The sequence below is a fragment of the Paraburkholderia sp. UCT31 genome, assembly GCF_014397655.1.
Lineage (GTDB): Bacteria > Pseudomonadota > Gammaproteobacteria > Burkholderiales > Burkholderiaceae > Paraburkholderia > Paraburkholderia tuberum.
In genome coordinates, this window is the sequence record NZ_VZQP01000010.1 from 164443 (window position 1) to 177869 (window position 13427).

The following is a 13427-nucleotide window of genomic DNA, read 5'->3' on the forward strand; positions in this document are numbered from 1 at the left end:
TCGACGGGTCCAGACCAGGAAAATGAACGAGTTCGCATCTGCATCTCCTTTGAAAGTGGTTCAACTGGTGTAGCGAAAATTCGGGTTCATTGCGCTGCCCTAGTGAGAAAGCAGGCGACTGGACTTCGGAACGCCCTGCAGCAGGTAATCCATCTGGTCCGCCAAAATGGTGCGATTGCTCAGGATGAAGTGCTCCCACCGGCTCGGCCGATATGGGACGAAGAGCAGCGGCATGTTCGCCTCTTCGGGCGTGCGGTCCTCCTTGCGGTTATTGCAAGGCTTGCAGGCAGCGACGAGATTTGTCCACGAAGTCTTTCCTCCCTTCGAGCGCGGGATGATGTGTTCAAGGGAAAGCATCGGAGATGGAAACTTCTCGCCGCAGTATGCGCACGTGTACCGGTCGCGCTTGTAGAGTCCTTCGCGCGTGACGCCAAAAGCCTTGTCGAAAGTTCGAACCATGTTTGCCTTGCCGCGAATGGCAATGATGCTGTTCGCGCAGAGATGCGATTGCTGACCTGTTGCGCGTGACGTTCCTCCGCGAAGGACGAAGTCGTGCTGGCCTGCCTGCCAGGCGACGAGGTCGCGGCAATAATAGTTAACTGCGGTCTCAAGGTCGAGCCAGTCTTTCGGGCTGCCCGCCTCGTCGAGCGCCAGTATCTGCATGTAATGCTCCGGTCGAACGAGGGAAAATATGGCGATTCGCCTGCTTCCCGAATGTAGCGAGGAGAGTTATCCCGGAAGTCGGGCTGACTGAGGGGTGGCGCGCGCCCCTTTTCGTGAGGCGTGACTAGGCGAAAAAAAGCCCAGTAGGCGTTGGAGCCTGCTGGGCGAAGACAGCTGTAGGCGGAACGTGTTTAGCGTGCGCTCCGTGATTTGTATAGGCACGGCGGAGTGGATTTTAGCCCTGGCGCGGTAGGTATTTTCCCGAGCCCGTGGTCGGCATCGTTCGACGGTCGACGGGGCGGCCCTCCGTTCGGCTACCCCGCCCTGTTGCTGTTGGAAAAATCGGTGCGGGAGTTGAACCCGCCCGCGACTCGCGCGTCCGCTATCGCGTTCTGCAGCCGTGTCGTGTCCCTAGGGTATCCGTCGTGCTGCTTCGGCCTTTCACGCCCACCGTATTGCCAATAGAGGGATTTAGTCCGCCGCGCGCGGACCGCTATGCCGACTTCAGGCGACCCGTTTCGCGTGCGTTGTGTCGGGCTTCGAACTTCTCAAGCAGCGCTTCTTTTGCCGCCACCGCCCTGCCCTTATCAACGCCCCACTTATTCGCATCGAGGCGAGCCTTCACCATAGCGCGTAACGCGTAGCGAATCTCCTTGATTTCAGCTTCCGATATGAGGCTGATTTCCCCAATGTCGCGGAGGTCGCTGATGAGCTGTTGGACGCATTCAGGCAGGCGCAGGTCGCGCTTAAGCACCGCAATCGCGTCCGGGCTATTGTCGTCGACAGCTAGAAGCGGAGGGCGGGCCTCGACACGTACATAGCCTTCGACCAGCCAGTCAATCGAGACGTTGAGAGCGGTAGCGACACGCTCCAGTTCCGCAAAGGTGGGCCGGCCTTTGCCCTGCTCCCACCATTGAACTTCGAGCCATCCACCACCTTCGCGCTCAATTCCTGCCTTTTGGGCGAGCTGCGCGCGGGTGAGATTCGCCGCTTTGCGAACCAGTCGAACGCGCCGCCCGACCGGGAGCTCCGACATCTTCGTCATCTCGCCTTCGGTGCCAGTCGCCAGCCAATGTCCGGAGACACCGAGCGCGACGGCCATGTTCATCACGGTCTCGGGGCGCGGCGCCAGCTTGCCGGTCGTGTAGCTGTTGATGGCGTTGGCCGTCGTCCAGCCGAGGCGTTCGGCGAGCACCTCGTTGGTGACACCCGTCGTCTTCATGAGCGTGCGCAGTCGGGTCGGAAACTGCTTGTCGACCGTCCAGCCCTCTGGCGCCGTGCCTGTATTCTCGTATGTCGCACCCCGGTTGTGCGGCCGACGAGTCGCGGGTCGCGCAGCTTTGGGTTTTGCTGGTCGACCGCGCTTGCGCTTGGCGCCCCCTGCACCGGTAGTCGGCGCCACCGGCTCGACGGCCGTATCCGGCTCCGGTGCGGGCGCGGCAGGTTGGGCTACGCCTTCGGTGCCAGTTGCCAGCCATTCTGCGGAAATACCCAACACATCGGCGAGTGCAACGACTGCCTCTGGCGACGGACAAATTTCGCCGCGACTCAAGGCGGTCACTTGCGCGCGCGACGTCCAGGCGCGGTTCGATGACTTTTCAAATACGTCGACGCCAAGGTCGGCGCTCGCTGCGCGCAGCCGCGCCGGGAAGCCTTCATTGACCGTCCAGCCCGCTGCCGACAGGCGCGGCGATTCAGGGTAGCCGGTCGTCAGGAAGTCAGCGGTAACGCCGAGGCCGAAGGCGATTTTCGCCAGCGTAGGCGGCGTAGGGTTGTGCGCGCCATTCTCGATACGGCCTACGTTGTTGCCCGGGGCCCGGGGGCTGATAGCGCGAGTGGCTAACTCGGCACGAGAGAGTCCGGCGGCTTCGCGCAGCAGGCGCAAGCGCGCAGGCAACGTCTTGTTGATGGTTGCGGTCATGGATGCCCTTTTCAAAGGAAAGTCCTGCGAAAACCCGAGTTTATGCGTGCTCGGACGTTTTGTAAAGGATGGCGTCGGTTGCGTTTTTAGATGTTTGCGCTGGTTGTTGGCTACACCAACTAGGTAAAAAACCATTCAGAGAGGTCATCATGCAACTGCAATTCGTGTTTCCGCAAGTCGCCGCCTCGGGTTATCAGAACTTTGCTCTCGTGGCGTCAAAGCTCCGCAGCTCGGTCGCTGTAAAGGACGTTGTTGTTCTTGCAGCCACGTACCTCCGGTACGCCGACAAGCACGACACGGCGACCATTCGCGAAGTTGTCGCCAAAGTGGTGGCGAAGCGCAACCCGCCGCTGCTTCCCGAGGACATTGAGGTCGCAGTGCTTCAGCTGCGGTCGATGATTGATTCGGGGAAGCTAAACAGCCCTGCCGCATAATTCAAAGCCCACCTCGCGTGGGCTTTTCTTTACTTTGGGCGTGTGCTTCTCCGCCTCGCGATATACACTCCCAGTGACCAAAATGGCTCGCTAGAAGATTTACTCGACACAAACACTCAGGATTCGAAGACAACATGTTCAAGGCAAAGACGCAATCTCCAGCCGGGCGCCGCACGCGCGGTCGATTCCTGCTTCGCGTTCTGTGGAAAAGCGCGATTTCCGCCCTGGAGGCGACCATCGGGGTGCTGGGGAGCGGCGTACTGATACTTCTGTGGTTTTTCCACCAGGATGCTGCGCACATGGGCGAGAACTGGACGGCCCTCGTGAACCTGGCGATATGGATTACACCCGAGCGCGTCAATCAACTCGTCAACAGCGGTCTTCGGAACATCGCAGGCTTCTTCGCTTGCGCGTTCGCGGTGTCACTATTCGTACGAGGCGTCATCCTGCCACTCGTGCGGCCGGAGAAGGATGATGCGGCGAAGACCGCCAGCATTGCGGCTTACCGATTGAACCGCCGGGTGTGAGCGATGGACGAGCAGCGCATCCCGCTCTGTGTACCGTGGTTCGATGAGAAGGAGGTCTTTAGCCTGAATGGGCGGTACGACAAGGACTTCGGGTTTTACATTACGGCCGACGACTACTACGATGACTTTTACAACTGGCTGCCAGTCATGTTCCGGCAGGACGAGCGGGACTACCCGTTCCTTAAGCCGGAAATGCTGCCGGTCACGAGTTGGGAAGACAACGTCCGGACGCGCGTGAAGAAGGAACACTGGGATAAGCTGCGCAAATACTGCTACGCGGCCGCCGGCCACCGGTGTGAAATTTGCGGGAAAAGAGGCGACCCGTACATCGAGTGCCATGAGCTGTGGACGTTTGACTCCGCGACGAAAACCCAGAAGCTCAAGAAGCTGATTGCGCTGTGCAAGCTGTGCCACAAGGCGCACCACCTCGGGTATGCGCGCCGCCTGGGCATTTACAATGACGTCCTGCGCCACATGATGTGGGTCAACGACTGGACGGAAAAACAACTCGATATCGAACTGGACGCAGCCTGGAAGCTGTGGCAAGAGCGCTCGACCCAGAAATGGAAGCTGGATATCGATTGGTTGTTCTCGCCGGGCGGCTATCGTTACGTTTGATGCGGCGAGGTTGCTATACAAGTTATTAGACCCCTTGCGAGCAACTTTTATGAGAACCCCCAACGCCGGCGTTTCGTACAACGCGTCACGTACCGAAAAGGTCGTGATTTCGAATGGCAGCCGCCAGTTTCACGTGCTTGTTCAAGGCACGTGGATTTGCACGAAAGTTCAGCCTGTTTGAGTCTTACCGACTCTTGAGTCTTCCCAGACTCTTCCTGATTCCGCTGTCTCCTGATTCCATTGCGCTCACTTCGGTGAGCGCTTTTCGCTTTCAGGCACGCTGGTACAGGACCCGCTTGAGGCGGTCCGGACGCTGAATGCGGCCGCGCCGCCGGTACATGCCGCAACGGCGACCAGTTGCGGTGGCTGCCGAGCGCCGTTGACCGCGTCAGTCGCGCGGGCGACACCGACCTGAGTGGCGCCGCGCTTTGAGCACAGCGCAGGCCGTTGCCGGCGGGGCAGAGACGCCAAAAGGCGAACGGGGTTATTCCGGCCACGCGGGCGCCTTCCCGTCCGCGCCGGTGTTCGGGCGCGAGAACGGAAGCGGTTCGTCAGGATTTACGCCGAGCGCTCTGAGCGCACCCTTCGCCGCTTCAATCTCCGGCATGAAGTTCAGAGTTATTTCGTCGCCCTCCATCCTCGCCTTGATACCGTCGTGCAAGACGAGGGCATGCAGCATTTGAACGATGGTCCGCGCGAGGTTCGCGTCGCGGGTGTTCTGCGCAAGAAACGTTAGATTGTCCATGACTGTCTCCCTGAGATTCGGGCGCTGTTGAGTCGCCGCTAGTGCTAGTCGACGCAACGGATGTTCCCAGCAATGCTTTTCAAGGCGGCGCACAACGATTTTTCGCCGGTCGGAGGGTGCATTGTCTTGATTCTCTGCAACCCGCCGTCTATCGTGGGAAGTGCCATGTCGGCATCAGCACTTATGGAGGTTACTATGCCATCGCCCAAAAAGGCCACGCCTGCGCACGGGACTGAAGCCGAAATGTCGAGCAAGAAAAAGGTAGCGGCGCCGGCAAGGTCAGCCGGGAAATCGCAGGGCGAGAAAAGCCCTCAAATGGATAAGCAGCGCACAAAAAGCAAATCGAAAGCGTGAAGGAAATGGAGCGCTCCATGCGGGGCGTTTCTTTTGGGACCTCCTCCGCCGGGGTCTGCCCGCCAGCGGCGCGCGGCCGGCCGCCCGCGCGAGAAAAAAGCGAGTCCCGGGGTAACCGAGGCTCGCTTTGAATCACGGGTTATCAGCCTTTGCGGACTTCGATGACCGGACGGTCGTTCGTCCTGTAATTCACGCGCAAGACCTTTTCACTGTAACCCGGGTAGAGGTCGACAGAGAACATCGGCTCGCCCGCACGGTGGCGGCCGTTTGCACTGTCAGTCGTATATGCCGCCTGCAGCAATGCGAGCGTGAGCGTGGTCTGAAAATTCCCTGTACGCTCGACAGCCGCGCGGAAGAACTCCTCGGGACTTTCGGTCTCATGGCTCGAGTTGCTGAACAGGATGACGCTTGGAATACTGCCAATCTCGTAGTTGATGCACGTGCCCACGGAATTTGTCCTCAAAAAAAGATTAAAGCCCGCTTTTGCGTGGCTACGATTGTATAGCGACCGCAAATCGCGGATAACTTTCGTTGAAAAGCCGGTTATCGGTGTGCTCCCTCGTCCCACTGGACAGGTCATCCCGGGCGGACCCGAGAGGCGTGTCAGACGGTTGTGACATTCTCACCGCCCTAAAGGACGGTGCTTCCTTGATTCGGTCCCTTCGACCGGTGGAATCGGGAATTTCGCCGCACCGGGCAACGGTTTTTTAGGTCGATGCACCGGGGTCTTGGCTGCCGGCGTAGCTTTCGCACCGCCGGTCTTTCCTCGTTTCCTCAAGTTGGCGTGAGGTGTACGCTTCACAGAAACCTCTGAAGCGCTCGCGCGCTCGAGATGCGGCGACGTGCCCACCTCTTCGGTCTCTCCACGTATGACGACGGCAAGCCCTGCCGCCGGACGGCTCATTAACTGAGCTCGCCCAAACCCAATCAACATCGCGATGTTTGCTGAAACGACATCGCGATTATCCCTCAGCCCGCATTTCGGGCATTCATGAATTCGGTCCTTCAGGCTTTTCGGAACTGCTTCGCCGCACAAACACGATTGGCTGTTTCCGCCGATGCCCGGCCGCTTGTTCGGGACCGGGACGTACCGGTTGCCGAGCTTCGACTTCAGCTGCTGCTTTTGCGCGTAGATGCTCCGGTCCGCCACCGAACGAGCGAGCTTCCGGTTTTTCAGCATGAACTTTATGGGATGCTCTTCAACCGCGACGCACCGGTAGGTCTTCTCGATACGGTCAGCTATCTTCCGGTGGTGATACTGCCGGATATTCTTGGCCTTGGTGTGGAGCTTCGCGACGGTACTGATTTGCTTCTTCAGCCGGTTCGAATAGGCGATTTCGCGCAGCGCCGGCAGCGGCTCAGCGTTTTGCGCGGCCCGTCGCGCCTGCTCCTCAAGGTATTGAGCCTTCCGGACCTCGAATTTGCGGCTCATGTTGCGTTGCTCGTGCCGCAGCTTTGCGAGTGATTCTTTTAGCGCTTTCGGCGGGTCAAAGACCTCCCCATGTGCCGTGGTCAACAGCGCCGTCAGGCCGGTATCCGCGCCCGTGTCGTCCAGCTCCTGAACCTCAGTCGCAGAACGGTACACATCGACCGCCTGGAGGTGGCAGGAAATCAGCACCCACCAGCGACCGTCCGCGAATTTCACCGTTACTGTCTTGGGCGTGCCGCGCATCCGTCGGTAGTCGCGAACCCGAAACTGCCCGAGCTTCGACAGATGAAGAACACCGTGACGCAGGCGCGCACTCGCGCCGTACTGCGGATAGGTAAAGCTGGTGTACTCTTTTTTCTCGATGCTGTGCGGGGGCCGAACGCCGCGTCGACCGGACTTGAACGTTTCCAGCCAACGTTTGGTCGCTTCGTCGACGCGAACGGCGACGTTTTGAAGGACCTGGCTTTGAACTGCCGCGAACCGGGGTTCGTCGCGAGCTAACCGCGCGACCGAAATGTACTGGTCCGCAACGGTCAGATACCTCGGTTTTTCACCCGCAGCACGGAGGGCTCGCTGCGCGACACGGTCTGCTTCCCGGTCCGCGACCAGCCGCTCGCGAGCCTCCCAACAGAGGTGGACGGTATTGAAAAGTTTGGCAGACTCCTGCCTATTAGTGTCAAGCGGGAACCGGTACACGCGCACCACGCCAGAATGTTTCGGGCGCTTCTGTCGCTTGGCGCGTGAAGGTTTTTGGGTCTGCATATGTAAAGCTTACAGCCCGTTCGATGGACTGTCTAGGGGGACGACTATGCCTATATCCTCCCCCTGAAGGAGGAGGACTTACGGCACCGGATGTTAAATCGCGCGATGAAGGTGTCGAGTCTGGTGCGCGCCTGTTCGTCGAGGCCGGCGTACGGGCTGGGCCGAAAGGCGGCGCGTTGGCCGCCGAGACGTATGGGTTCACAGTCCCGCTCCGACGTCCCTCCGGCGCCCGAAAGCGCGGTACGAATTGAAACGCCCCGTTACGGGGCGTGTTGCGGGCCTGAGAGGCCGCCAGCGGGCCGAGCGTCGCCGGCTGGGCGCCCTTAGCTCATGTGCAAGCCGCCGTTGAGCGAAAAGTCCGCGCCGGTCGCAAAGCCGGATTCCTCGCCAGCGAGCCATGCGACCATAGAGGCAATCTCCGAGGGTTCGCCGAGGCGACGGACCGGGATGCTGTCTATGATGGTCTGCAGCACCTCAGGCTTGACGGCGCGAACCATGTCCGTGCCGATGTAGCCGGGCGACACAGTATTGACGGTGACACCTTTGGTCGCCACTTCCTGCGCGAGTGCCATTGTAAAGCCGTGGATGCCGGCCTTCGCCGTGGAGTAGTTGGTCTGGCCAAACTGCCCCTTCTGCCCGTTGACCGATGAGATGTTGATGACCCGGCCCCAACCGCGCGTCACCATCCCCTCAATAACCTGCTTCGTCACGTTGAAAAGACTCGTCAGGTTGGTGTCGATAACGGCATTCCAGTTATCGAGCGTCATCTTGCGGAACACTCCATCCCTCGTGATGCCGGCGTTGTTCACGAGGACGTCGATGTCGCCGACCTCCTTCTGCACCTTTTCGAAAGCAGCGCGCGTTGATTCCCAATCGCCTACATTGCCTTCCGACGCGATGAACGAGTAGCCCAGTTCCGCTTGTTCGGCGAGCCATCGTTCGCGGCGCGAGGAATTGGGTCCGCAGCCGGCGACTACCGTAAAGCCATCCTTGTGTAAGCGTTGGCTGATAGCCGTTCCGATTCCGCCCATGCCCCCGGTCACGTACGCTATTTTCATTTTCTCTGTCATCATCTTCTCCATTTAATCGTTTCGAAAAGCTGCTACTGGCTACGCCTCAGTCCGCGTATGTCTCGGTTAGATATTGGAGGTGGTCCACTCGCAGTCGCTGCCGTGAAAGACAGAAGGCTACAATAATGGACGCGGGAAAAGAAGTTGAGTGAATCAACTAAACAAAGTATTTTTCTTCCCCTATGTGCGCTTCCGCACAGACTTCTATCTCGAATAAATATCCCTTCAACTGACTAAGAGCGTCATCGCCGCGTCATCAAATCCGCCTAAATTGCCAGTCCGGCGCTTCAGACGCCGCCAAATAAAACAGACTGAGAGAGCCGATGACCCTGGTTGAAAACTTGAAAGCCCTTCGAAGCCCTCGTGAGCTGAGCAAGGAGGATGCGCGGGTACGCCGCGCTCTTGAAGCCCAGACTATGCGCCGGGCATGTGGGCTCCGGCGGTCCGCCAGCTCGAGGTGCGCTCGGGAACGCCGTAAGAGTAAGCCCGCGAGGCAGTTGGCTACACAGGTGAGATTTATTTTATTTCACGAATGAGGCCATAATGACCACGACCTACGAAATCGAAAATACCTGCGACGTCTCTCTCGAAGGACCCAGTAATCCGGAAGTCTCTCGCCGTTCCAAGGAACGCAAGTCTGAGCACAACCTTCTGGGGCCGAACTTCGAGGAGGCGAGCCGTCAGTTTTTCGCTGCCGTGCATGCGCGCGTCAAAGCGCAAATGAATTAAAAGGCAACACGTTTCATCTCCTGATTCAACCCGCTACGGTTTCGGCCTGGCGGGTTTCTGTTTTTGGACCGTCATTGACGGTCGTCTCTCGGGAAAATACCTACCCGAGCCGCAAACCTCGACCTGTCACGGTGGCGCGGCGACATCAGCCGCACCGCGCCCGTTAGGTTAGAGCGAACCCTGTTGACAGACCGGCGGCGCCAAGCCTAATGTTTGTGGCCGTGGAAAGTGGTGCGTTGCAGAAAATATGGCCAGGGGATGTCCTGGTAGATGGTTGTTTTTCGGCCTTTTGCGCGTTGCGGCACTGCAATGCGCGGACGTGACTACACGAAGTTAATGTTCAGACCCGAATAATGGGACTGGACGCTTTTGCCCTTCCCCTAAATGGAGTTAATTGCATGAGTACCCTCGTCCCGGAACAATTTGCTGCAGCCCAGAAAGCAGGCACATCAGCGCTCTATAAGCTGTTTGAAAGCAGCTTCAAAGGTTTTGAAAAGCTGGTCGAACTGAATATCAAAGCAACCAAGGCCAGTTTGGCCGAGAACCAGGCGGTCGCGACGGAAGCCGTTACGGTTCGCTCTCCCGAGGCCTTCTTCACCCTGCAATCGCGTAACGCACAGGCTTCGACCGAGAAGGCACAGGCTTACTGGCACCACGTGAACGAAATCGTGGCCGAGACGCGCGGCGAAATCGTCGAGGCCAGCGAGAAGCAGGTTGGCGAGTACGTTCGACAATCGCAGGAGTTGCTGGACAATCTGTTCAAGAATGCGCCGGCAGGCAGCGAAGCATTTGTATCGCTTTGGAAGACGGGCTTCGGCGCGGCGCGCGATGCCGGAAATGCACATTACGAGAACGCGAAGGCTGCAGCTAAGCAAGCTGTCGAAGTCATCGACAAAGCGGGCAAGACGGTCACCGCGAAGGCATAAGGGCCTCGTTTTCCTCAGCAGCGCGATTGCCGCCGCATGATGGTATTGCGGCGGCTTTTTCGTGCAAGGTCGCCGGGCGGTGACGTTCGGGGGTCCCCTTTTAGGCGGCCATTGCGCCGCCGCTCAATGGCCGGTGCCCCTCATGCCGTCCGTACGGACTCTTTGAGCGCAGGCGGATAGAAGTTCATCTTGCCAACGCGGAAAGTCTTCTCGACGTCGGGCGAAAGGGCGAGATACACCCCTTTGACCTGTTGGGCAATTCGCGCGGAGTGCGTAACCACCGCCTGGGTGGCGGCGCGGGACAGGAACAAGGTCGCGCGATTGACCACGCGCGTGACCTCCGCATCCGGCGTCACCGAATCGAGGAACGCCGGCATTGACTCGAGTGGGTCGAGGGCGCGGCCGGCGCTTTTGAGCACCGAAATCATTTCGCCGCGTGCGGAACGGCCTTGCCGCAGCACGGGGGCAGCGTCCCAGCGGTCTTCGCTGGCGTTGCGCGCCTTGCGGATGACTTCCCCGAGCTCGGTATCGTCGATGCAAGGCCGGAAGTCAAAAGCAGCGAAGGACGCGCCCTCCTTCGCCATCGCCTTCACCAGCTCGCTGTAGGCGATTGGCACGCCATAGGCAATACGGTTCAGCTCGGCGGTACGTCGGTCGCCGTTCGGCACGCCGTAGATGGGCTTCTTGCCAAAGTCGATTGCATTGGCGGCCATCGTGATGCCCAGTTTCAGCCAGGTCGCACGATGCACTACGAGCACATACAACGCGGGCATGTTGACGAGCATCAGATAGTCGGCGGTGTTCTTGAAGACCCACCCATTGTCAAATTTCCGATTGCTCTGGATGGCTTGCAGGAACTCGAGGAAGCAGTTCTGGGGGTATGACTCCGCCTTCATCTCCACGCGCAGGTCGCGCGCGGTGTCCGCTACCGCCGTCTTGAACAGAAAGTCGACGCCGTCTTTCTGCTGCTCCATGCCGGCTTCCCTGAATCGCGCGCCGAAGTGCGTGTTGAACTGTGGGAGCAAAACGCTGTTGGCGGTCCGTTCAATGGCCTGCGACTCGCCAAAAGCGTAGCCTTCTTTCTGACTGGGGGTCTGGGTGTTTGCGTTCATGCCAGCGTCTAGATACCGGAGACACGCGTTTTAGATTTTCCCCAAGAAAAATAAGGAAAAAACGAAATTTAGCCCGCTGGCGCGAACGGCAGCGGTAATGTAAAGTTATGACCGTCTCATTGCTTTACAAAACGTTCGTCGGCCGGGTCAGCATTCGCCCAGATGTGGAAGCCCTTGCATCGCGCGGCTGGCCGCCTTAGACCCTCTAGCAGAAGGAACTTCCTGGAAATGGGTAGTCAGATTTATCTGGTGGACGGCCCGGGCCTTCCCACAAAGCTTTGTGTCGTCGACTTTCGCCTGGAGCATGAAGTGCTGCTCGAAATCGAAAATCGTTTTCAGCGCACTGGCTACGATACGCTTCGGTCGGTTCATAACGGAGTTATCGAATTGGCAGACCCGATAAGTGGACCGCGCGATTCTTTCATGCTGCCGGGCACCGACGACGCCGCCGGCGAGACTGATGGAGAGGCCAATGGCGGCGCGCAAGCAAGGCCGGGTGTCCTGGCGGTGCGGGAAACCCCGGTCGAAAGCGGGCGACGCGCGTGGCTGCTGCGATTCACAGGCGAAGAAGGCGTCGCGGCGCAGGTCGTGGTGCTGCCGGAGCCGGTTGACGTGGCCGGCCAAACCATCTTTGACAGCCTGAAACGGTTTTACCCAGCGGGGCAACTCGAGGTGAAGAAAATCCTCGCCGGTTCGTTCCTTGTCAGTCCAGCGGTTGTCGCTTCGGGTTTCCAGGCCGAAGTGACGCCGCAGGTGAAGGTGGCGTCGTGAGCGCTTTTGCTTCAGCGCGCAAGACAAAGGCCGGCGACCCGGACTCCTCCGGTGTGCGCGCGAAGCGCACGCCGCGTCGCAACGGTCCGAAGCGGAACGAAGACGGAACCCTCGTGCCGCCGAAACAGAGCGCGAAGTCCTATCTCGTCTGGTTACTCGCGCGTCACGAGTACAGCGCGGCAGACCTGCGGGCGAAGCTCATCCGGCGCGGATACCCGGCGGAGGATGCGGACGCGGCGCTCTCGTTCGCTCAGGAGCATCGTTTTCAATCGGATGAGCGCTACGCGCGCATGAAGTCGCAATCGGCCGCCGGCCGACATGGCAATTACAGGCTCAAGCAAACGCTGAAGGCCAAAGGCATCGAGGCGGGAGTGATTGAAGCCCAGCTCGAGGACATCGAACCGGAAGCCGACCGCGCGGTGCGGGTTGCCGCGCGCTTCAAAGGCAAGGAACTCACGCGGGAGTTGCGCCAGAAGGCTCACCGGTTTTTGATGTATCGGGGTTTCGGTTCCGATTCCATCAAGATAGCGATGGCCTCGCTCGGTGCGCGTTCTATCGATGAGGACGCGACGTTCGACGAATGACTGAGGCGAGCTTGGGGGTACAGAGCTTGTCGTCGCGGGCAGAAGAGTCCACTCTTCAGGCGGGCTTCCTGCCAATTAATTCTTCGAGGGAACCGCCTTCTTCTTGCAGTCGCAACATTCACGCAATCGATACTGAGCCACGTTGCCCGGTCTGCGCGAAGTTTTGAGGGCGCGCTTGCCCGGAGGCAAGCATTGCGTCCGGAGTTCCCCTTACCTGACAGGAATCGGGGTGGAGGCCGGCACCGGCACCACCGACAGGTCGTTCTTCGGGCTGCCGCCAAGCACGTGGTCGGAATGTGTCCAGTAAGTGAGCGTGTTGCGCTTCCGGTCGACGACGCGAATCACGTGGAGAGTCTTGAATCCAACAGAGAGTCGTTCATTGAAGACGTCGGCTTGTTGTGGCAGCGGCGCAGGTATTTCAATCTTGCCCGTTGCGACGCATGAGATGCTAGCGTCGCTCTTGTCTTCCGCCATCCCCACTGTGCCCTTCCAGCCGCCCGTCTCTGGCCGCGAGATGTAGCACGAGACACCCCTTACCGCTTCGTCGTCGTACACGGTAAGTGAAAGCTTGTCGGAGCCACCCATCCTGAAGTTGGTGTTGACTGTGGCCAGCTCTTCGCCGGAAGACGAGCGCACCAGGTGAAGCGCAGTGAATGCAGCGACAATCAACAACACGACTACCACGGCTACCGGTGCGAGGATTCGAACGACTTTCATTGCAAGCATGGCCTCAGGTTAAAGACCGGTATAGCGCTCAGTTTTAGCCAGGGTTTCGCGGAAGA

At 59.3% G+C, this 13427-nt stretch carries 16 protein-coding genes; 8 read left to right on the forward strand and 8 right to left on the reverse strand.

Features of this window, described 5'->3' with window-relative positions:
* Positions 1-99: 99 nt before the first annotated feature.
* On the reverse strand, positions 100-663 hold the full coding sequence (locus tag F6X40_RS11175) for an HNH endonuclease (protein ID WP_187627890.1): 564 nt from the start codon (positions 661-663) through the stop codon (positions 100-102).
* Positions 664-1156: 493 nt separating this feature from the next.
* Positions 1157-2584 (reverse strand): helix-turn-helix domain-containing protein, encoded by a 1428-nt coding sequence (locus F6X40_RS11180; RefSeq protein ID WP_187627891.1) that lies wholly within the window; start codon positions 2582-2584, stop codon positions 1157-1159.
* A 149-nt stretch (positions 2585-2733) separates the two neighbouring features.
* Between F6X40_RS11180 and F6X40_RS11185 the strand changes: the two genes are divergently transcribed.
* From F6X40_RS11185 to F6X40_RS11195, 3 genes are all read left to right on the forward strand, one after another.
* On the forward strand, positions 2734-3018 hold the full coding sequence (locus F6X40_RS11185; protein WP_187627892.1) for a hypothetical protein: 285 nt from the start codon (positions 2734-2736) through the stop codon (positions 3016-3018).
* A gap of 134 nt (positions 3019-3152) precedes the next feature.
* Entirely contained in the window at positions 3153-3545 is a 393-nt protein-coding gene (locus tag F6X40_RS11190; protein ID WP_187627893.1) for a hypothetical protein, read from the forward strand.
* Positions 3546-3548: 3 nt separating this feature from the next.
* A complete protein-coding gene (locus F6X40_RS11195; protein WP_187627894.1) occupies positions 3549-4163 on the forward strand; it encodes a hypothetical protein in 615 nt (204 codons plus the stop codon).
* Between the two features lie 484 nt (positions 4164-4647).
* Here the strand turns inward: F6X40_RS11195 and F6X40_RS11200 are convergent, their stop codons facing one another.
* Positions 4648-4908 carry a hypothetical protein gene (locus F6X40_RS11200; protein ID WP_187627895.1) on the reverse strand — a complete coding sequence of 87 codons (261 nt, stop codon included), beginning with the start codon at positions 4906-4908 and terminating at the stop codon, positions 4648-4650.
* 72 nt (positions 4909-4980) lie between these two features.
* Between F6X40_RS11200 and F6X40_RS11205 the strand changes: the two genes are divergently transcribed.
* Entirely contained in the window at positions 4981-5262 is a 282-nt protein-coding gene (locus F6X40_RS11205) for a hypothetical protein (protein ID WP_187627896.1), read from the forward strand.
* Between the two features lie 142 nt (positions 5263-5404).
* On the opposite strand, the gene F6X40_RS11210 is transcribed toward F6X40_RS11205, so the two are convergent.
* The 3 genes from F6X40_RS11210 to F6X40_RS11220 all read right to left on the reverse strand — a co-directional run bounded on the left by F6X40_RS11210 (position 5405) and on the right by F6X40_RS11220 (position 8526).
* Entirely contained in the window at positions 5405-5710 is a 306-nt protein-coding gene (locus tag F6X40_RS11210) for a hypothetical protein (RefSeq protein WP_187627897.1), read from the reverse strand.
* Between the two features lie 174 nt (positions 5711-5884).
* Positions 5885-7453, reverse strand: a complete 1569-nt coding sequence (locus F6X40_RS11215; protein WP_187627898.1) for an RNA-guided endonuclease InsQ/TnpB family protein — start codon at positions 7451-7453, stop codon at positions 5885-5887.
* 323 nt (positions 7454-7776) lie between these two features.
* Entirely contained in the window at positions 7777-8526 is a 750-nt protein-coding gene (locus F6X40_RS11220; RefSeq protein ID WP_410452395.1) for a 3-ketoacyl-ACP reductase, read from the reverse strand.
* A 540-nt stretch (positions 8527-9066) separates the two neighbouring features.
* Between F6X40_RS11220 and F6X40_RS11225 the strand changes: the two genes are divergently transcribed.
* The gene (locus F6X40_RS11225) at positions 9067-9252 is read left to right on the forward strand and encodes a hypothetical protein (protein ID WP_187627899.1); all 186 of its coding nucleotides are present in this window, start codon (positions 9067-9069) and stop codon (positions 9250-9252) included.
* A 398-nt stretch (positions 9253-9650) separates the two neighbouring features.
* The gene (locus F6X40_RS11230; protein ID WP_187627900.1) at positions 9651-10178 is read left to right on the forward strand and encodes a phasin family protein; all 528 of its coding nucleotides are present in this window, start codon (positions 9651-9653) and stop codon (positions 10176-10178) included.
* 140 nt (positions 10179-10318) lie between these two features.
* On the opposite strand, the gene F6X40_RS11235 is transcribed toward F6X40_RS11230, so the two are convergent.
* A complete protein-coding gene (locus tag F6X40_RS11235) occupies positions 10319-11290 on the reverse strand; it encodes a hypothetical protein (protein ID WP_187627901.1) in 972 nt (323 codons plus the stop codon).
* Between the two features lie 228 nt (positions 11291-11518).
* On the opposite strand from F6X40_RS11235, the gene F6X40_RS11240 reads away from it, so the two are divergent.
* Both F6X40_RS11240 and F6X40_RS11245 read left to right on the forward strand, forming a co-directional pair.
* Positions 11519-12061, forward strand: a complete 543-nt coding sequence (locus F6X40_RS11240; RefSeq protein ID WP_187627902.1) for a hypothetical protein — start codon at positions 11519-11521, stop codon at positions 12059-12061.
* Positions 12058-12645, forward strand: a complete 588-nt coding sequence (locus tag F6X40_RS11245; RefSeq protein WP_187627903.1) for a regulatory protein RecX — start codon at positions 12058-12060, stop codon at positions 12643-12645. Before F6X40_RS11240 ends, F6X40_RS11245 begins: the two co-directional genes overlap by 4 nt.
* Before the next feature lie 210 nt (positions 12646-12855).
* Here F6X40_RS11245 and F6X40_RS11250 read toward each other — a convergent pair whose 3' ends face one another.
* Positions 12856-13362, reverse strand: coding sequence for a CreA family protein (locus F6X40_RS11250; protein ID WP_187627904.1), 507 nt, complete (start codon positions 13360-13362; stop codon positions 12856-12858).
* Positions 13363-13427: the final 65 nt, after the last annotated feature.

Coding starts and splice junctions, on each gene's coding strand:
- F6X40_RS11250 (WP_187627904.1), bottom strand. CDS start 13,362: ATGAAAGTCGTTCGAATCCTCGCACCGGTAGCCGTGGTAGTCGTGTTG.
- F6X40_RS11180 (WP_187627891.1), bottom strand. CDS start 2,584: ATGACCGCAACCATCAACAAGACGTTGCCTGCGCGCTTGCGCCTGCTG.
- F6X40_RS11230 (WP_187627900.1), top strand. CDS start 9,651: ATGAGTACCCTCGTCCCGGAACAATTTGCTGCAGCCCAGAAAGCAGGC.
- F6X40_RS11215 (WP_187627898.1), bottom strand. CDS start 7,453: ATGCAGACCCAAAAACCTTCACGCGCCAAGCGACAGAAGCGCCCGAAA.
- F6X40_RS11220 (WP_410452395.1), bottom strand. CDS start 8,526: ATGATGACAGAGAAAATGAAAATAGCGTACGTGACCGGGGGCATGGGC.
- F6X40_RS11185 (WP_187627892.1), top strand. CDS start 2,734: ATGCAACTGCAATTCGTGTTTCCGCAAGTCGCCGCCTCGGGTTATCAG.
- F6X40_RS11205 (WP_187627896.1), top strand. CDS start 4,981: ATGCTTTTCAAGGCGGCGCACAACGATTTTTCGCCGGTCGGAGGGTGC.
- F6X40_RS11195 (WP_187627894.1), top strand. CDS start 3,549: ATGGACGAGCAGCGCATCCCGCTCTGTGTACCGTGGTTCGATGAGAAG.
- F6X40_RS11175 (WP_187627890.1), bottom strand. CDS start 663: ATGCAGATACTGGCGCTCGACGAGGCGGGCAGCCCGAAAGACTGGCTC.
- F6X40_RS11200 (WP_187627895.1), bottom strand. CDS start 4,908: ATGGACAATCTAACGTTTCTTGCGCAGAACACCCGCGACGCGAACCTC.
- F6X40_RS11235 (WP_187627901.1), bottom strand. CDS start 11,290: ATGAACGCAAACACCCAGACCCCCAGTCAGAAAGAAGGCTACGCTTTT.
- F6X40_RS11190 (WP_187627893.1), top strand. CDS start 3,153: ATGTTCAAGGCAAAGACGCAATCTCCAGCCGGGCGCCGCACGCGCGGT.
- F6X40_RS11240 (WP_187627902.1), top strand. CDS start 11,519: ATGGGTAGTCAGATTTATCTGGTGGACGGCCCGGGCCTTCCCACAAAG.
- F6X40_RS11225 (WP_187627899.1), top strand. CDS start 9,067: ATGACCACGACCTACGAAATCGAAAATACCTGCGACGTCTCTCTCGAA.